The sequence below is a fragment of the Flexivirga sp. B27 genome (assembly GCF_052905685.1).
The window spans coordinates 1,256,713-1,273,580 of sequence record NZ_JBPYUM010000001.1; the positions used below are offsets into that span (position 1 = coordinate 1,256,713).

The window sequence follows — 16,868 nt, forward strand, 5'->3', positions numbered from 1 at the left end:
CGTAATAAATGATCCATTGACAGCACCATCCTCAATGGCAGTGACGTGTCGTCGATCTGAGCAAAGGGTGACATGGTGGCCACGGTGCTCCCGGCCAAGGACTCCTCCGGCCCACGCGGCCAGAGGGCAGCACACCGTGCTCACGGCACGGACTCCGCCGCACACGACTCGCGCGAGGAGACCGGCAAGCAGCCGAAGGCGCACGCCCAGCGCCCCGACATCCAGGGCATGCGAGCGATCGCAGTGCTCCTGGTCGTGGTCAGCCACGCCGAGATCAAGCACATTTTCGCCGGCGGCTACATCGGCGTCGACGTCTTCTTCGTGGTCTCCGGGTTCCTGATCACCGGCCTGCTGGCCCGCGAGGTTCGCTCCACCGGACGGGTGTCGTTCACGGGCTTCTATGCCAAGCGTGCCCGCCGCATCCTGCCGGCCGCGTCGGTGACTCTGCTGCTCACCCTGGTGGCATCCACCTTCGTCTACACCGACGGTGACCTCAGCAAGGTCGCCACCGACGTGAAGTGGGCCGCGTTCTTCGCAGCCAACCTGCACTTCGCACAGGGCGGCACCGACTACTTCGCCGCCGCGACCTTCGAGACACCGGTGCAGCACTTCTGGTCGCTCGCCGTCGAGGAGCAGTTCTACCTGGCCTGGCCGGTGATCATCGCCCTCATGCTCCTCCTGCCGTGGCGGCGACGCGAGCGCAAGATCCGTCGCGGACCGCGCGCCACTCGCGCCCGCATCACGCTCGGCCGGGTGCAGGCGCTGCGCCGCGCCGCGGTGCTCATCGCACTGCTGAGCGTGCTGTCTCTGGCCTGGTCGATCCACGACACCGGGGTGTCGCCGCACTCGGCATACTTCTCGACATTCACCCGCGGTTGGGAGCTCGGACTCGGCGCGCTGCTCGCGCTCGTCGCCCACCGGGTCGCGCACCTGCCGGACCGGCTGAAGGCAGTGATGTCCTGGACCGGCCTGGGGATGGTGCTGTATGCCGCCATTGCCTACACACCGTCGACACCCTTCCCCGGCAGTGCCGCACTGGTGCCCGTGCTGGGCGCCGTGCTGATCCTCGCCGGTGGCATCGACGGGCCGCGCTACGGCGCGACGATGGTGCTCGGCGTCCGGCCGATGCGCTTCATCGGAGACATCTCCTACTCGATCTACCTCGTCCACTGGCCGGTGCTCATCCTCACCACCGCGTATGCCGGCGGGCACCTGCGCATCCGGCACAAGCTGGTGCTCATCGTGGTGGCGATCGGGTTGTCCTGGCTCAGCTACCGCTACGTCGAGACCCCGCTGCGCACGAGCAAGAAGCGCGGACGGCACACCAACGTGCGCTCGCTGGCGCTCTGGCCCGCCGCGCTGGTGATGGTGCTCGCCCCTGCCGCCGTGATCTATCAGTCGACGATGGCGCAGTCCTCCACGACCGCGGACGCCGCGCAGAGGGTTGCGGTGAAGAAGGCCGAGAAGCCCTCTGCGGTGTCGTCGCTGCGTGGCCAGGTGGAGTCCGCGAGCGACAAGGCACAGGACGGTGCCGCGTTGCCCAGCAAGCTGGTGCCGAGCCTGCTGCACCTGCCCGACGACAAGACCGAACCCAGCAGCGCCTGCTGGGCGGGCACCCGGGACAAGACCTCGCACAAGCTGTGCCCGAAGGGTGACACCAAGGCCGAGCACACCGTGGTGCTCTGGGGTGACTCGCACGCCGCGCAGTGGCTGAAGCCACTGAGCGGTCTGGCCAAGAAGCACCACCTGAAGCTGATCCCGCTGACCAAGGCGGGCTGCCTGCCGGCCGACGTGCGGGTGCGTCTCAAGGGCGTCCCCTACACGCAGTGCGACACCTACCGGGAGTGGGCGTTGCAGCAGATCAAGCAGCTCAAGCCGGACCTGGTGATCATCAGCGGCCTGCTCGACACCCCGATCCTGGACCCGAAGACCAACAAGGAGGTCTCGGCGAAGGAGGGCACGAAACTCTTCCGGGAGGGCTCGGAGCGCACCCTGGAGAAACTGCACGGCCTCACCGACGAGGTCGACATCATCTCCGACCAGTCCCGGCTGTCCAAGGACGCCGGCACCTGCCTCGGCTCGCGCAGCGCCGACCTGAGCACCTGCGCCACTGCGCCCGACGATGTGACGGTCGCTCGCGACGCCGCCTGGCGCGACACCGCCAAGGACAGCGGCGCCGACTACATCAACATGATGCCGTGGGAGTGTCACGACGACGTCTGCCCGATCGTCGTCGACGGCACGATCGTCTATCGCGACGATCACCACCTCACCACGACGTATGCCGAGCGGTTGCGTCCTGTGCTGGCCGAGAAGATCGACTTCAAGTCACTGTGAGCCCGGGCTGACGCCGGGCACGTCGAGATCGAGACCTAGCTGCTCAGTCTGCTGCGTCCCCTTCCTTCGCCGCCTCGCGCGCCTTCGCCGCCTTCGCTGCGGCAGCGGCACGTGTGACCCACGTCGGCACCGTGCCGTAGCGCTGGCTCGGGATCAATCGGCCGGCGGCGCTGTCCTCGACCAGTTGCGCCATCCGTCGGTCACGGGTCGACTCCTGCTTGGCGGACAGCACCCAGTTGGTGCACACCCGGCGGTAGGTCTTGGTCGCGGCATCCCAGAAAGCCTGTGCGGCAAGCGAATCCGCGAGTCTTTCGGCATACGCGACGGGCAACTCCAGCGGGCCCTCCCGCTCATGGGTGTATGGCGCGTCCTCCCGCTTGCGGGCCCGCCAGATCGCCAGGCCCGCGGGTTGCATCCGGCCCTCGGCCCGCAGCTGCTCGACCAGCGCGAGGTTGACCTTGCTCCAGTGACTGGTGCGCTTGCGGGGAGTCCATCGCTGCCGGACGAAGTCATCGTCGATGCGTTGCGAGACGGAGTCGATCCAGCCCCAGCACAACGCCTCCGGGACGGCCTCGGCCCAGGTCAGCCCGCGGTCGGGGACGTGCTTCTTGGCCAGGCCCATCCACAGCTCGGTCTCGGTGTCGTGGTGTGCCGCCAACCAGGCACCGAACTCCGCGGCATCGGCGAAGAAGCGCGCAGGCTTCTCCGGTGTGCCGCCCATGCGGCCCGGCGTCGCACTCTTCGTCATACGGCCAACCTCTCACCTGCCACCGACAGCGTCACTGCCGGTCGGCGGCACCAGGTCGAGTAGTTCACGCGCTGCCGGGTTGGCCGGCGGCGCCGCCCGGCTCACCAGGGCCAGCGTGCGCGCGGGCGGATGCGGCGAGATCGCGATCACCGGCAGACCGCTGTTGCGAGCGAGCGGCTCCGGCACGAGCGCGACACCGAGGCCGTGGGAGACCAGCGAGAGCACCTGCTCCATGTCGCTCACGGCGAAGCCGATCCGCCGATGCAGACCGGCCGCGGCGCAGACGTCGTCGATCACCGTCTGCAGCCCTTGGCCGGCTCGGAAGTCGATGAACCGCTCGGCACCCAGCGACTCCAACCGGACCCGGGTGCGGCCGGCGAGCGGGTGATCGTGGCCGGTGATGACCACGATCTTCTCCGGGTAGGAGCGCGCCACCATCAGACCGTCGGGCAGCGGCGTGTTGTCGAGGGCCGCGAACGCGAGGTCCAGATCGCCGGCAAGCACCGATCGCAGCAGCTCGGCCGTCGGCTCCTCGCGCAGCGTCACCTGTATGCCGGGATGACGCCGGGACAGCTCGGCCAGCAGCGCCGGCACGTCGACCGAGGTGAAGGTCTGCACCACCCCCAACGCGAGGCTGCCGGCGCTGAGCCCGGCGATGTCGGCCAGCCGGCGCCGCACCGCGTCGACCTCGTCCAGCACCCGCCGGGCCGACCCCAGCAGCGCTGCGCCAGCAGGTGTGAGGATCGTGCGGCGGGTCGTGCGCTCGAGTAACGCAGTGCCGAGATCGCGCTCGAGGCTGCGGATCGACGCGCTCAACCCCGGCTGCGAGATGCGCAGTCGCTCGGCGGCCCTGGTGAAGCTGTGTGTTTCGGCGACCGCGGCGAAGTGTTCCAGCTGCCTCAACTCCATCTATAAATGGTAGCTATCAATCCTCTGGGTACGTCTTGTTGGACAGATGGATTGAAAAGCCGCGATGGTGTCCGCCATGACAACCCGGACAGCTCCCGTCGTCCACCATCGGATGGACCACCGGCTCGTGCTGGTGATGGCCCTCGCCTCGGGCCTGGTCGTCGCGAACAGCTACTACGCGCAGCCCGTCGTCGCGCAGATCGCCGACTCGTTGCACGCCTCGACCGGCAGTGTCGGGCTGGTCGTGACCGCGAGCCAGGTCGGCTACGCCCTCGGTCTGGCCTTCCTGCTGCCGGCCGGTGACCTGGTCGAGCGGCGACGACTGCTGACCGGCGTGCTGGCAATCACCACCGTGTGCCTCGCGGCCATGGCGATGGCTCCGACCTGGCAGCTGCTCGCCGGTGCCGCGCTGCTCGCGGGAGTGTCCTCGGTCGTCGGTCAGATCCTCGTGCCGTTCGCGGCCGGCCTCGCCGGAGAGGACGAGCGTGGCAAGGTCATCGGCGACGTCATGACCGGGCTGTTGCTCGGCATCCTGCTGTCCCGGGTCGTCGCCGGCCTGGTGGCGGAGGTCGCCGGCTGGCGGAGCGTTTTCTGGCTCGCCGCGGCACTCATGCTCTTCACCCTGGTCCTGCTGCGCCGTGAACTCCCTGTCGTCCCGCCGTCCGCGAAGCTCACCTACCGCCGGGCCCTGGCCTCGGTCGTCACCCTGATCCGCGAGGAGCCGGTGCTGAGGCGGCGGATGCTGTACGGCGCGGTCACCTTCGCGTCGTTCGGCGTCTTCTGGACCAGCATCGGCTTCCTGCTCGCCGGGGCGCCATACAACTGGTCTGACGGGACGATCGGCGTCTTCTCGCTGCTCGGGGTGGCCGGCGCGTTGGCCGGCAAGGTCGCCGGTCGCCTCGCCGACCGGGGCTGGGCGCATCGGCAGATCGGGGTGCTCGTCGCGCTCACGGCGGTCAGCTTCGGCCTGCTCGCGCTCGGGCACGACCAGGTCATCGCGCTCGCGGTCGGGACCGCGTTGCTCGAGCTGGGCATCCAGGGCACGCACATCACGAATCAGGCCATGTTCTATCCACTCCGGCCAGATGCACGCAGCCGGCTCAACACGGCATACATGACGGCATACTTCGCGGCCGGATCGTGCGGCAGTGCGCTCTCGGCGACTGTGTATGCCGCCCACGGCTGGGACGCCGTCTGCCTGCTCGGTGCTGTCTTCCCGATCCTCGGGTTGCTGGTCTGGCTGGTCGAGACGGTGCGTCGCGGGCGCCCGGCTGCCCGCTGACCGGTCAGCTCACTTGGCGAGATCAACGGTCGCGTCATACCCCTGCTCGTGCTTGAGGTCGACGGCCGGCGCCGGCGTCATCGGATCCGGCAGCACCTTGCTGACCCGGTTGATCGCACGCATCAGGTGGTAGGAGACCAGCACCGCCATGGTGCCGAGCGCGATACCGGCGAGCTGCACGTCGCCGATCGTCCAGGTGAAGTCGGCAATACCGATGATCAGGCCGATCGCCGCTGGTGTCAGGTTGATGGCGTTGCCGAAGTCGATGCGCGCCTCGATCCAGATCCGGGCGCCGAGCAGGCCGATCATGCCGTAGAGCACCACGCCCGCTCCCCCGAGTACGCCGATCGGGATCGTGGCGATCGCCTCGCCGAACTTCGGGCAGAAGCTCAGCACCAACGCGCCGAGTGCCGCGAACCAGTAGGCCGCGGTCGAGTAGACCTTGGTCGCCGCCATGACCCCGATGTTCTCGGCATACGTGGTGGTGCCCGAGCCGCCGCCGGCTCCGGCCAGCGCGGTCGAGATCCCGTCGGCGATGAGGGCGCGACCCTGCACGTCGTCCAGGTCCCGCTCGGTCATCTGGGCGACCGACTTCACGTGGCCGATGTTCTCGGCCACCAGTACCAGGACGACCGGCACGAAGAGGGCGATGACCCCGGTGTCGAAGTGCGGGCTGTGGAAGGTCGGCAGGCCGAGCCAGTCCGCCTTGCCCACGGCGTCGAACTTCACCTCGCCGCGCACGCAGGCGGTGACGTAGCCCGCGACCACACCACCGAGGATCGCCAGCCGTCCGAGCAGCCCCCGGCCGAGGACCGTGACCAGGCAGATCACCGCGACCGTCACCGTCGCGGTGACTGGTGCCTTGACGTAGTTGTCCTTCGCGGCGCCCGCGAGGTTGAGGCCGATCACCGCGACGATCGCACCGGTAACCAGTGGCGGCATCAGCGCCCGGATCCAGCCCGCCCCGGCAACCTGCACGATGAGACCCACCACGGCCAGCGCCAGGCCCGTCAGCACAATGCCGCCGAGCGCGCCCGCCATACCGTGTTCGGCCTTGGCCGCCGCGATCGGCGCGATGAAAGCGAACGACGAGCCCAGGTAGCTCGGCACCCGGCCGGCTGTCAGCAGCAGGAAGATCATTGTGCCGACGCCGGAGAAGAACAGCGTTGTCGACGGCGGGAAGCCGGTCAGCAGCGGCACGAGGAACGTCGCCCCGAACATCGCCACGATGTGCTGCAGGCCGATACCTGCCGTCCGCGGCCAGGTCAGTCTCTCGTCGGGTGCAACGACACCTCCCGCGGACACCGATTTTCCGTCACCGTGCAGGGTCCACGAGGGAAGAAGACTCACGGGAGGTCAGCATATGGCGTCCAGCGCGGTGCCCTTACTCCCGACCGTGGAAGGTTGTGCACGTCGATCGCCCAGCCGACGCGGCCCAAACCTCGACCGTCGAAGGTTAGGCACGCTGAGGCGCCCGACCTCGCGGCCCAAACCTCGACCGTCGAAGGTTGGGACCTCAGCCCAGCCGGCCGACCTCTCCCCCGTATGCCGCAACGAGAGCGTCACCGATCGGCTTCGCGTTGGCCTGCAGCACTTCGAGCGGCATACGCGGGAGGTTCTCCTCCCAGTCCAGCAGTGGCGAACCACGCAGCTGCAGCATCCGCGCGGGGCGGCCGAAGAACCACACGTGCAGGTGAGCGCCGCCGTCGCCATACTTCGCGAGCTGTGCTCGACCGACACTCGGCAGCGACTCGATCGCGGCACTGATGACCGCGGTCAGCTGTCCGAACTCAGCAGCCCAGTCCGCCGGCATCGTCGGCAGGTCCATGTGCTGCTTCGGGCCCAACGACACGGCGATCGGCAGACCGGTGTCGACGATGACGGTCAGCCGCCAACGGTCGTTGCTCCACACGAGGGTGCCGTCGTCGGGACGCTCGGGACCGGTGCAGTGGCACTGCGCCGGGTCCTCGCCACGCCGGTCCGGCTCCGCGTCGGCCAGCGGTTGCAACGGCTTGACCCGCAGGCTGTCGATCTCGAACGGGAAGATGTCCCATCCCGGCATCTCTTCCGCGGCGACAGGCAGCCGTCCCTCGTCGTCGGTGGCTGCCCGGATGCGCGCGTAGTAATCGTCAATGCTTTCCGGCTGCGACATACGCCGCAGATTACCGGCGCCCACAACCCGCGACTGTTGAGGGTTATGCGCACGAAACAGCGAGATCCCGCACACAACCCGCGACTGTTGAGGGTTATGTGCGCCATCCGCCACCACCGGTCCCGACACACCGACCGTCGGCACTTCGGGACGTGAACTGCCACCGGCACACCCACACACGAAAACCCCCGGACCACAACGTGATCCGGGGGTTCTCAGCGACCAGCAGTCATCCAACTACTGCGGGCCGCGTCACACTTCGTATGACGACCGCGTATGGCGCCTCAGTCGTTCTTCGCCAACTCGGCGGCCTTCTGCTCGACGTCGTCGAGGCCACCGCACATGAAGAACGCCTGCTCCGGCGTCTGGTCGTAGTCGCCGTCGGCGATCTTGTTGAACGCCTCGATCGTGTCGGCGAGCGGCACGGTCGAGCCCTCGAGGCCGGTGAACTGCTTGGCCACGTAGGTGTTCTGCGACAGGAAGCGCTGGATGCGGCGAGCGCGGTTGACGAGGATCTTGTCCTCTTCGGAGAGCTCGTCGATGCCGAGGATCGCGATGATGTCCTGCAGCTCCTTGTTGCGCTGCAGGATCTGCTTCACGCGGACCGCGGTGTCGTAGTGCTCGGTGGAGATGTAGCGCGGGTCCAGGATGCGCGAGGTCGAGGTCAGCGGGTCCACCGCGGGGTAAATACCCATCGAGGCGATGTCACGCGAGAGCTCGGTCGTGGCGTCCAGGTGCGCGAACGTAGTCGCCGGCGCCGGGTCGGTGTAGTCGTCGGCGGGGACGTAGATCGCCTGCATCGAGGTGATCGAGTGACCACGCGTCGAGGTGATCCGCTCCTGCAGCTCACCCATCTCGTCGGCCAGCGTCGGCTGGTAACCCACGGCCGACGGCATACGACCGAGCAGGGTCGACACCTCCGAACCCGCCTGGGTGAACCGGAAGATGTTGTCGATGAAGAGCAGCACGTCCTGGTTCTGGACATCGCGGAAGTACTCCGCCATGGTCAGCGCCGACAGCGCCACCCGCAGACGCGTGCCCGGCGGCTCGTCCATCTGACCGAAGACAAGGGAGGTCTGGCCGAGCACGCCGGCCTCCTCCATCTCGACCATCAGGTCGTTGCCCTCACGGGTGCGCTCACCGACACCGGCGAACACCGACACACCACCGTGGTCGCGTGCCACACGGGCGATCATTTCCTGGATGAGCACGGTCTTGCCGACACCGGCACCACCGAACAGGCCGATCTTGCCACCCTGCACGTATGGCGTCAGCAGGTCGATGACCTTGATGCCGGTCTCGAACATCTGGGTCTTGGACTCCAGCTGGTCGAACGCCGGCGCCTTGCGGTGGATGCCCCAGCGCTCGTTGACCTCGAGCTTCTCGCCCTCTTCGAGGTTGAGGCACTCACCGGTCGCGTTGAAGACCTTGCCGAGGGTCGACTCGCCGACCGGCACCGTGATCGGGCCGCCGGTGTCCTGCACGGCCTGGCCGCGGACGACACCGTCGGTCGGCTGCAGCGAGATCGCGCGCACCATGTTGTCGCCGATGTGCTGCTCGACCTCGAGCTTGATCTGCTTCTTGCCCTCGGTCTCCTCGCCCTCCGCGGACAGGTCGACCTCGAGGGTCAGCAGGTTGTAGATGTCCGGCATACCGTCGGTCGGGAACTCGACGTCGATGACCGGACCGATGACCCGCGCCACGCGCCCAACGGCGCCCGGCGTGGTCTCCTCCGCCTTCGTGTCGAGAACGTTGGTCTCACTCATTGGCTATCTCTTTCTCGTCAGACGTTCAGGAGGCGTCCGCGAGAGCGCTGGCGCCACCAACGATCTCGCTGATCTCTTGGGTGATCTCGGCCTGCCGCGCCTGGTTGGCGAGGCGGGTGTAGGTCTTGATGAGTTCCTCGGCGTTGTCGGTCGCGGACTTCATCGCGCGCTGTCGCGCGGCGAGCTCCGACGCGGCCGACTGCAGGAACGCGTTGTAGATGCGGGCATTGACGTATTTCGGCAGCAGCGCGTCGAGCACGTCGTCGGCGCTGGGCTCGAACTCGTAGAGCGGCAGCGGACCGTCCGGCTCGCCGTCACCGTCGGCGTCCACCTCGCCCTCGACGACCTCCAGCGGCAGCAGGCGCACGACCTGCGGCTCCTGGTTGACCATGCTGACGAAGCGCGTGTAGACGATGTGGACCTCGTCGACGCCACCCTCGTCGCTGCCGTCGACGAACTGCTCGGTGAGGACGTCGCCCACCTCCTTGGCAACCTCGAAGTCGGGGTTGTCGGTGAATCCGGTCCATTCCTGGGCGAATTCGCGCCGGCGGAACTTGTAGTAGCTGACCGCCTTGCGACCGACCAGGTAGGGGACGACCTCCTTGCCCTCGCCCTGCAGCCGCTCGATGAGCTCGGCCGACTTCTTGATGGCGTTGACCGAGTAGGCGCCTGCCAGACCGCGGTCGCTCGTGCAGATCAGCACGGCGGCGCGCTTGGGCTGCTCCCGCTCGGTGGTCAGGGCGTGGTCGGTGTTGCTGTGCGTCGCCACTGCGGAGCACGCACGGGTCAGCGCGATCGCGTATGGCGTCGACTGCTCGACCCGCTGGCGCGCCTTGACCACGCGCGATGCCGCGATGAGCTCCATCGCGCGCGTGATCTTCTTGGTGGCCTGGACAGACCGGATGCGCTGGCGGTAGATCCGCATCTGCGCGCCCATGGTGTCCCCTTCCTGCTGTGAGAAGTGAGGTTCAGTGCTGGGTCCGTGTGCCGGCCAGCTGCTCCCCGGCCGCGCCGGGGTGTCGGACGAGGAGTCCGACACCCGGGCGCGCGGTGAGCGTCATGCCGTCGACGTCAGCTCTGCTGCTTGACGATCTTGGCCTGGTCGATCTGGTCCTGAGCGATCTCGTCGTGGGACTCGGCGCCTTCGCCACCGTGGTCCGGACCGCCCTGGAACTGCGACTTCAGCTTCTTCATGGCCTCCTCGAAGACCTGCTTGCCACCGTCGTCCAGCTTGGTGGTCTCGTCGATCGCGTCGAGGGTGTCCTTGTGCTCGCGACGCAGCAGGTCGAGGAACTCCGCCTCGAAGCGGCCGACGTCCGAGGCAGCGACGTCGTCCAGCTGACCGGTCGTGCCTGCCCACAGCGACGCAACCTGCGACGACAGCGAGAACGGGCTGTTCTGCGGCTGCTTGAACAGCGCCATCAGTCGGTCACCACGCGCCAACTGCTGGCGGGACGCGGCGTCCAGGTCGGACGCGAACATCGCGAACGCCTGCATCTCGCGGTACTGCGCGAGGTCGACCTTGATCGAACCGGTGACGGCCTTGAGCGCCTTGGTCATGGCCGCACCACCGACACGCGACACCGACACACCGACGTCGACCGCCGGGCGCTGGTTGGCGTTGAAGAGGTCGGCCTGCAGGTAGATCTGACCGTCGGTGATCGAGATGACGTTGGTCGGGATGTATGCCGAGACGTCGCCCGCCTTGGTCTCGATGATCGGCAGACCGGTCATCGAGCCGGCACCGAGCTCGTCGGAGAGCTTCGCGCAGCGCTCGAGCAGACGGCTGTGCAGGTAGAAGACGTCACCCGGGTAGGCCTCACGACCCGGCGGGCGGCGCAGCAGCAGCGACATCGCGCGGTAGGCCTCGGCCTGCTTGGTCAGGTCGTCGAAGACGATCAGGACGTGCTTGCCGTCATACATCCAGTGCTGGCCGATGGCCGAGCCGGTGAACGGGGCGAGGTACTTGAAGCCTGCTGCCTCGCCGGCCGGGGCGTTGACGATGGTGGTGTATTCCATCGCGCCGGCGGCCTCGAGGGTCGCGCGGACCTCGGCGACGGTGGAGTTCTTCTGACCGATGGCGACGTAGATGCAGCGGACCTGCTTGTCCGGGTCGCCGGTCTCCCAGTTGGCCTTCTGGTTGATGATCGTGTCGGTGGCGATCGTGGTCTTGCCGGTCTTGCGGTCACCGATGATCAGCTGGCGCTGGCCGCGGCCGATCGGGGTCATCGAGTCGATGGCCTTGATGCCGGTCATCATCGGCTCGTGGACCGACTTACGGGACACGACGTTGGGGGCCTGCAGCTCCAGCTCACGGCGGGTCTCGGACTCGATGTCGCCGAGGCCGTCGACCGGGTGACCCAACGGGTCGACCACACGGCCGAGGAACTTGTCGCCGACGGGCACGGAGAGCACCTCGCCGGTGCGCTTGACCTGCTGGCCCTCCTCGATGCCGCCGAACTCACCCAGGACGACGACACCGATGTCGTGCACGTCCAGGTTGAGGGCGATGCCGAGCGTGCCGTCCTCGAACTCCAGCAGCTCGTTGGTCATGGCCGAGGGCAGGCCCTCGACGTGGGCGATGCCGTCAGCGGCATCCACGACGGTGCCGACTTCCTCACGGCTGGCGGCACCCGGCTCGTACGACCGGACGTAACCGTCCAGTGCTTCCCGGATCTCGTCCGGACGGATCGAAAGCTCCGTCATGATGTATCTCCTCGGTCTATCTCCAGCGTCGTATGCCGGAAGGTCTGGTGAGGGATTCAGCCCGCCATGGTGCGGCGAGCGTCCTCCAGTCGGGTTGCGATGGTGCCGTCGATGACCTCGTCGCCGACCTGCACGCGCAGGCCTCCGACGATCTGTGGGTCGACGATGACGTTGAGCTGGACGGGACGGCCGTAGATCCTGGCCAGTGCCTGGCCCAAACGGGACCGATCGGCCTCGTTCAGCTCACGTGCCGAGGTCACGGTCGCAGCGAGCCGGTCGCGCAGCTGCGCGGCGACTGCGACATACGACTCGAGCACCCGCTCGACGCGACGTCCACCCGGGTTGGCAGCGGCCTGGCGTGCCAGACGCACCGTCTCCGGCGCCGCCTTGCCCTCCAGCAGTTTGCCGACCAGGTCCGCCTTGTCCTTGCCGGAGCGGCGACGGTCACTCAGCGCGTCCCGCAGTCCGGCGTCGCCGGCGACGGTCCGCTCGAAGCGGAAGAGCTCGTCCTCGACGCCGTCGATCCGGCCGGCGCGCTCGGCAGAGGTCAGCGTCGCTTCGACGCCGAGCTGCTCCAGTGCGTCACCGAGATCACGCTCGTCGGTCCAGCGCTGGCCGACGGCCCGACGCAGCAACTGCTGCACTGCTTCGCTGACCTTGCCGCCGAAGAGGCGGTCCGACAGCGAGCCCTTCGCGGACTCCTCGGACGTCGGGTCGGTCAGCGCACGCCGCAGTGAAGCGCTGGAACCGAGCACCTCGGAGACGGCGAACAACTCATCGCCCAACGCCGTCGCGTCGGCACCCGACTGCAACGACGAGTTCAACTCCTGCCGGAGCGTCAGCAACGAACTGCGCGAAGCGCCCTGCATCAGGCACCCTCGCTCGGCGTGGTGCCGACCTTCTGCGGCTTCACGTCACCGGCCTCCAGATCGGAGAGGAACCGCTCGACGATGCCGCGCTGACGCGTCTCGTCCTCCAGCGACTCACCGACGATCTTGCCGGCCAGGTCGGTCGACAGGCGACCCACATGGCTGCGCAGCTCGACCTGGGCCTGCTGCCGCTCGGCCTCGGTCTGCTTGTGCGCGCTGTCGATGATGCGGTCCGACTCGGCGTTGGCCTGTGCTCGCATCTCCGTGATGATCTGGGTGCCCTGGGTGCGGGCCTCCTCACGGATGTTGGCGGCCTCGGCACGAGCCTCAGCAAGCTGAGCTTCGTACTGCGACTTGGCCTCCTCCGCCTGCTTCTGGACCTCGGCAGCCTGCTGCATGCCGCCTTCGATCGCGGCTGTCCGCTCCTGGTAGGCCTTCTCCAGGTTGGGGACGACCTTCTTCCAGACGACGAACAGGATCACCGCGAAGATGACGAGACCGAAGATGAGCTCCGACCACTGCGGCAGGATCGGCGCCCTCTCGGCAACGTCGTGGTCGCTGGAGGCGGCGAGCCCCACTAGGGCGACACTGTGCATGACTTTCTCCTACGAGACGGTGCTGGTGAAGTGGTGTGGGTTCGCGATTACGACTTGAAGACGAACGCGAGGACCAGACCGAAGATGGCCAGCGCCTCTGCGAGCGCGAAGCCGAGGATGGCGATCGACTGCAGCATGCCGCGGGCCTCGGGCTGGCGAGCAACGCCGTTGATGTAGGCGGCGAAGATCAGACCGATACCGACACCGGGGCCGATAGCGGAGAGGCCGTAGCCGAGAATCGCAATGTTGCCTGACACGATGGTCTCTCTTTCTGAGTTTGTCTTTCATTGATCCGGTCGGCTGGACCGCCCGGAAGTCTTTTGTGTTGTGGGCTATTCGGTTGTATGTCGGTGACGACTCACGGCACGCCGGGCGCGCTCAGTGCTCCGTCGCGATCGAGTCGGCGATGTAGGTCGCCGCCAGCAGCGTGAAGATGTAGGCCTGCAGGAACTCGATCAGGATCTCGAAGACCGTCATCGCGGCCGCCATGACGAACGAACCGGCGCCGAAGATCTTGTACTGGAAGCCGTCCTGGTGGAGCATCATGAACTCGCCACCGGTGACGAACAGCAGCAGGAGCATGTGGCCGGCGAACATGTTGCCGAAGAGTCGCAGTGCCAGCGTGACCGGGCGGGTGATGAAGTAGGTGATGATCTCCAGCACCAGGATGATCGGCCGGATCCAGGCGGGCAGTCCCGGCGGGACGAGACTCTTGAGGTAGCCGATGACGCCCTTCCGCTTGAAGGCGATGGCCTGGTAGATCACGTAGACGAAGAGCGTCAGCGCGATCGGGAAGGCGACACGGCCCGTCGGCGGGAACTGGAAGAACGGGATGACGCTCATCAGGTTGCTCAGCAGCAAGGTGCAGAACACCGCGAAGAGCAGGGGCACGTAGCGCAGGAACTCCTTGGTGCCGATGATGTCCTGCGCGATGCCGTTGCGGATCGGCGCGTAGACCTGCTCGGTGATCCACTGACCACGACTGGGCACGATCGCCGCCTTGCGGGTGGTCATCACCAGGAAGGTGCACACCGCGACGCCGACGATGAGGAAGAGCACCATCGGACGGGTGAACGACCAGTCACCATGGCCGAAGAACCGCTGGTAGAACTCGTCCGGGGCCGGCGGCGTGAACGATTCCGTCTTCACCGCAGCTAGTGGGCTGAAGCTCACAGGCGCTCCTCAGTCTTCTTTCAGGTTGGTCAGTGACTCTTGGTTGATGCTGGCTTCATCGGGTGACGTATGTCGCCCGGCGACGACGCGCGAAAGCAGCGGAAACGTGGCTGTCATTCCGCACCGTACCGAAACCAGATCAGGTAGATCGACAAGGCCATCCCCGCAAGGAGGCCGACAAGGACCAGGAAGCCGGTGTGCAACCAGCGGTCCAGTCCGAAGCCGATCAAGGCGAATACTACCGGTCCGCTCAGCAGGTAGCTCAGGGCACTCACCCCGACGGACTCGGTCATGCCCGGACGCTCGGTCTTCCAGTCGGACGAGCTGGCCAGGAAGCCTCCGAGGAAGCCACCGTGCTCGTCATACTTGCTCGGCCGACTGCTCGGTCGCGCGTCCGCGTTCTTGCCCGGACCCGGCGTGCCCGGAACATCCGAATTCTGTTGCGGCATAACGACTCCACTCATCGCGCACTCCCCTCGGCAATGTCGGTTGCCCGGTCGTCGGACTGCTGCTCGTCGGGCAGTTGCGAGTAGACCGGTTTGGGTGCCCGGACGTATGCCGTCACCTGCGCGACCTGCCAGGCGAGCGCGGTCACGAGGACGGACAGCCCGAAGGCCCAGCCGTCGACCCAGTCCTGGCCCGACAGCGCCAGGATGATGATGCCGAGAAAGATGACCTGTCCAAGGTAGACCGCCAGGGCGCTCGCCAGAAGCAACATGGTGTTGTCATCCGGGACGCGTTGCAGGATGCCGAGCCCGCCGGCGAAGAAGATCAGCGCGACGAGGACCCCGATCGCGGCGCTGCCGCCGCCCTTCGGGCCACTGGTGATCCAGAAGATGATCGTCAGGACCGGGAAGCAGACGGCATTGGCCGCGATGCCGGAACGCAGCATCGTCGCGAACGGAACGGCCGGAGGATCCGGGGCCACTTCCGGTCGGGAGTCCGTCATGGGCTCGTACCAATCTGCCTGGGGTATAGGCGTTCACTGCGGGTGTTCGGAGCGGTCAACCACTCCGTCCTGCTGCTTGTGAAAGTTATCACAAGCTCTTCCGCAGTGGGAAATCCGCGGATGACCGCACAGGTCATGGCGAGGTGGCCGAGAAGCCCGTCCCGAGGTCGCCGAGGAGCCCGCGAGGAACGAACGGGCGTCCCAAGGTGCCCGCCCCGAGGTCACCGAGGAGCCCGCGAGGAACGAACGGGCGTCTCGAGGTGCCCGAAGGCGTTCAGCGGCGGGAGATGCGCGGCAGGCCGATGGTGAGCGCCAGGCAGATCAGGATCATGGCGACCAGCAGTGAGGTCGCGACCTGGGTGGACAGGAAGTTGAACAGCAGCACTCCCCCGGACACCGAGGCGGACCACAGATAGAGCAGCAGCACCGCCTGACGGTGCGGGTGACCCATCCGCATCAGCCGGTGGTGCAGGTGCTTCTTGTCGGGGTGCCAGAACTTGCCACCGCGACGGACGAAGGCGAGCAGCACGTCCAGCACCGGAAGCGCGAGGACCAGCACCGGCAAAGCGATCGGCAGCAGGATCGCGACCTTGGAGGTCTGTGCCTGATCACCTGCCGGGTCGAAGTTGCCGGTGAAGGAGATCAGTGCAGCCGACATCAACAGGCCGAGCAGCAGCGAGCCGGCATCGCCCATGAAGAGCTTGGCCGGATGGAAGTTGTGCGGCAGGAAGCCCAGGCAACAGCCGACGATCGCCGCCGAGATGAAGGTGGCCAGGGTGAAGACGTCGGTGTCGTAATTCTGCCGGGTCGCGTAGCTCCAGATGAAGAACGTCGCAGCCGCGATGGCCGTGGTGCCGGCCGCCAGACCGTCCAGGCCGTCGGCGAAGTTGACGGCCTGGGTCGTCGCGATCACCACCAGCACCGTCAGTGCGAAGAGCACCGACTGCGGGAAGTAGGTCTGTGTGCCGAGGATCGGCAGGAAGAGCAACTGCACTCCCCCGAAGACCGACATGACCAGGGCCGCCACGATGGTGCCGGCGACCTTGGTCAGTGGGTCGAGCTCGCGCAGGTCGTCGATAGCGCCCAGTGCGGTGGCGATGCCGGCAGCCGCGAGCACCCACAACGCGGACGAGTAGTCGATCCGGGTGCCCAGATAGGGCAACTGCCTGGCGACCAGGATGGCCGCTGCGAAGCCGAGCAGCAGGCCCACCCCGCCGAGCCGAGGGATCGGCACCGTGTGGACGTCCCTGCCACGCACAGGCGTGACGGCATTCCAGCGCACGGCCGCCCAGCGGATGCCGGGCGTCGTGATGAAGGTGATCGCCGCCGCAACGATCGCGATGAGCAGGTATTCACGCACGGCGGGCGAAGTCCTTCAGGA

16 protein-coding genes are annotated in these 16,868 nt (G+C 67.2%); 2 read left to right on the forward strand and 14 right to left on the reverse strand.

The features are described from left to right. Nucleotides 1-72 precede the first annotated feature (72 nt). On the forward strand, nucleotides 73-2,337 hold the full coding sequence (locus ACSZL9_RS05770) for an acyltransferase family protein (protein WP_446664512.1): 2,265 nt from the start codon (nucleotides 73-75) through the stop codon (nucleotides 2,335-2,337). Between the two features lie 43 nt (nucleotides 2,338-2,380). On the opposite strand, the gene ACSZL9_RS05775 is transcribed toward ACSZL9_RS05770, so the two are convergent. Further along, nucleotides 2,381-3,085, reverse strand: a complete 705-nt coding sequence (locus tag ACSZL9_RS05775) for a YdeI/OmpD-associated family protein (protein ID WP_446664513.1) — start codon at nucleotides 3,083-3,085, stop codon at nucleotides 2,381-2,383. Between the two features lie 12 nt (nucleotides 3,086-3,097). Further along, nucleotides 3,098-3,994 (reverse strand): LysR family transcriptional regulator, encoded by an 897-nt coding sequence (locus ACSZL9_RS05780; protein WP_446664514.1) that lies wholly within the window; start codon nucleotides 3,992-3,994, stop codon nucleotides 3,098-3,100. A gap of 76 nt (nucleotides 3,995-4,070) precedes the next feature. Between ACSZL9_RS05780 and ACSZL9_RS05785 the strand changes: the two genes are divergently transcribed. After that, nucleotides 4,071-5,276: an MFS transporter gene (locus ACSZL9_RS05785; protein ID WP_446664515.1), complete on the forward strand. Its 1,206-nt coding sequence runs from the start codon at nucleotides 4,071-4,073 to the stop codon at nucleotides 5,274-5,276. A 9-nt stretch (nucleotides 5,277-5,285) separates the two neighbouring features. Here the strand turns inward: ACSZL9_RS05785 and ACSZL9_RS05790 are convergent, their stop codons facing one another. From ACSZL9_RS05790 to ACSZL9_RS05845, 12 genes are all read right to left on the reverse strand, one after another. After that, nucleotides 5,286-6,626, reverse strand: coding sequence for a uracil-xanthine permease family protein (locus ACSZL9_RS05790; RefSeq protein ID WP_446664516.1), 1,341 nt, complete (start codon nucleotides 6,624-6,626; stop codon nucleotides 5,286-5,288). Between the two features lie 166 nt (nucleotides 6,627-6,792). After that, nucleotides 6,793-7,428: a hypothetical protein gene (locus ACSZL9_RS05795; RefSeq protein ID WP_446664517.1), complete on the reverse strand. Its 636-nt coding sequence runs from the start codon at nucleotides 7,426-7,428 to the stop codon at nucleotides 6,793-6,795. A 284-nt stretch (nucleotides 7,429-7,712) separates the two neighbouring features. Further along, on the reverse strand, nucleotides 7,713-9,194 hold the full coding sequence (gene atpD, locus ACSZL9_RS05800; protein WP_446664518.1) for a F0F1 ATP synthase subunit beta: 1,482 nt from the start codon (nucleotides 9,192-9,194) through the stop codon (nucleotides 7,713-7,715). Between the two features lie 25 nt (nucleotides 9,195-9,219). Further along, nucleotides 9,220-10,131 carry a F0F1 ATP synthase subunit gamma gene (locus ACSZL9_RS05805; protein ID WP_446664519.1) on the reverse strand — a complete coding sequence of 304 codons (912 nt, stop codon included), beginning with the start codon at nucleotides 10,129-10,131 and terminating at the stop codon, nucleotides 9,220-9,222. Nucleotides 10,132-10,265: 134 nt separating this feature from the next. After that, nucleotides 10,266-11,900, reverse strand: coding sequence for a F0F1 ATP synthase subunit alpha (gene atpA / locus ACSZL9_RS05810; RefSeq protein WP_446664520.1), 1,635 nt, complete (start codon nucleotides 11,898-11,900; stop codon nucleotides 10,266-10,268). A gap of 56 nt (nucleotides 11,901-11,956) precedes the next feature. Beyond that, nucleotides 11,957-12,769, reverse strand: a complete 813-nt coding sequence (locus ACSZL9_RS05815) for a F0F1 ATP synthase subunit delta (RefSeq protein ID WP_446664521.1) — start codon at nucleotides 12,767-12,769, stop codon at nucleotides 11,957-11,959. After that, nucleotides 12,769-13,365 carry a F0F1 ATP synthase subunit B gene (locus tag ACSZL9_RS05820; protein ID WP_446664522.1) on the reverse strand — a complete coding sequence of 199 codons (597 nt, stop codon included), beginning with the start codon at nucleotides 13,363-13,365 and terminating at the stop codon, nucleotides 12,769-12,771. Before ACSZL9_RS05820 ends, ACSZL9_RS05815 begins: the two co-directional genes overlap by 1 nt. A gap of 47 nt (nucleotides 13,366-13,412) precedes the next feature. After that, a complete protein-coding gene (gene atpE, locus ACSZL9_RS05825) occupies nucleotides 13,413-13,622 on the reverse strand; it encodes an ATP synthase F0 subunit C (protein ID WP_440282678.1) in 210 nt (69 codons plus the stop codon). Between the two features lie 121 nt (nucleotides 13,623-13,743). Then, nucleotides 13,744-14,514 carry a F0F1 ATP synthase subunit A gene (gene atpB / locus ACSZL9_RS05830; RefSeq protein WP_446664523.1) on the reverse strand — a complete coding sequence of 257 codons (771 nt, stop codon included), beginning with the start codon at nucleotides 14,512-14,514 and terminating at the stop codon, nucleotides 13,744-13,746. Between the two features lie 137 nt (nucleotides 14,515-14,651). Then, nucleotides 14,652-15,002: an AtpZ/AtpI family protein gene (locus ACSZL9_RS05835; RefSeq protein ID WP_446664524.1), complete on the reverse strand. Its 351-nt coding sequence runs from the start codon at nucleotides 15,000-15,002 to the stop codon at nucleotides 14,652-14,654. Further along, nucleotides 14,999-15,487: a hypothetical protein gene (locus ACSZL9_RS05840; protein WP_446664525.1), complete on the reverse strand. Its 489-nt coding sequence runs from the start codon at nucleotides 15,485-15,487 to the stop codon at nucleotides 14,999-15,001. The genes ACSZL9_RS05835 and ACSZL9_RS05840 overlap by 4 nt, the downstream gene beginning before the upstream one ends. Nucleotides 15,488-15,761: 274 nt before the next feature. Then, nucleotides 15,762-16,847 (reverse strand): MraY family glycosyltransferase, encoded by a 1,086-nt coding sequence (locus ACSZL9_RS05845; protein WP_446664526.1) that lies wholly within the window; start codon nucleotides 16,845-16,847, stop codon nucleotides 15,762-15,764. Nucleotides 16,848-16,868 lie beyond the last annotated feature (21 nt).

Coding starts and splice junctions, on each gene's coding strand:
- ACSZL9_RS05835 (WP_446664524.1), bottom strand. CDS start 15,002: ATGAGTGGAGTCGTTATGCCGCAACAGAATTCGGATGTTCCGGGCACG.
- atpA (WP_446664520.1), bottom strand. CDS start 11,900: ATGACGGAGCTTTCGATCCGTCCGGACGAGATCCGGGAAGCACTGGAC.
- ACSZL9_RS05815 (WP_446664521.1), bottom strand. CDS start 12,769: ATGCAGGGCGCTTCGCGCAGTTCGTTGCTGACGCTCCGGCAGGAGTTG.
- ACSZL9_RS05840 (WP_446664525.1), bottom strand. CDS start 15,487: ATGACGGACTCCCGACCGGAAGTGGCCCCGGATCCTCCGGCCGTTCCG.
- ACSZL9_RS05795 (WP_446664517.1), bottom strand. CDS start 7,428: ATGTCGCAGCCGGAAAGCATTGACGATTACTACGCGCGCATCCGGGCA.
- ACSZL9_RS05805 (WP_446664519.1), bottom strand. CDS start 10,131: ATGGGCGCGCAGATGCGGATCTACCGCCAGCGCATCCGGTCTGTCCAG.
- ACSZL9_RS05785 (WP_446664515.1), top strand. CDS start 4,071: ATGACAACCCGGACAGCTCCCGTCGTCCACCATCGGATGGACCACCGG.
- ACSZL9_RS05780 (WP_446664514.1), bottom strand. CDS start 3,994: ATGGAGTTGAGGCAGCTGGAACACTTCGCCGCGGTCGCCGAAACACAC.
- ACSZL9_RS05775 (WP_446664513.1), bottom strand. CDS start 3,085: ATGACGAAGAGTGCGACGCCGGGCCGCATGGGCGGCACACCGGAGAAG.
- ACSZL9_RS05820 (WP_446664522.1), bottom strand. CDS start 13,365: ATGCACAGTGTCGCCCTAGTGGGGCTCGCCGCCTCCAGCGACCACGAC.
- atpD (WP_446664518.1), bottom strand. CDS start 9,194: ATGAGTGAGACCAACGTTCTCGACACGAAGGCGGAGGAGACCACGCCG.
- ACSZL9_RS05770 (WP_446664512.1), top strand. CDS start 73: ATGGTGGCCACGGTGCTCCCGGCCAAGGACTCCTCCGGCCCACGCGGC.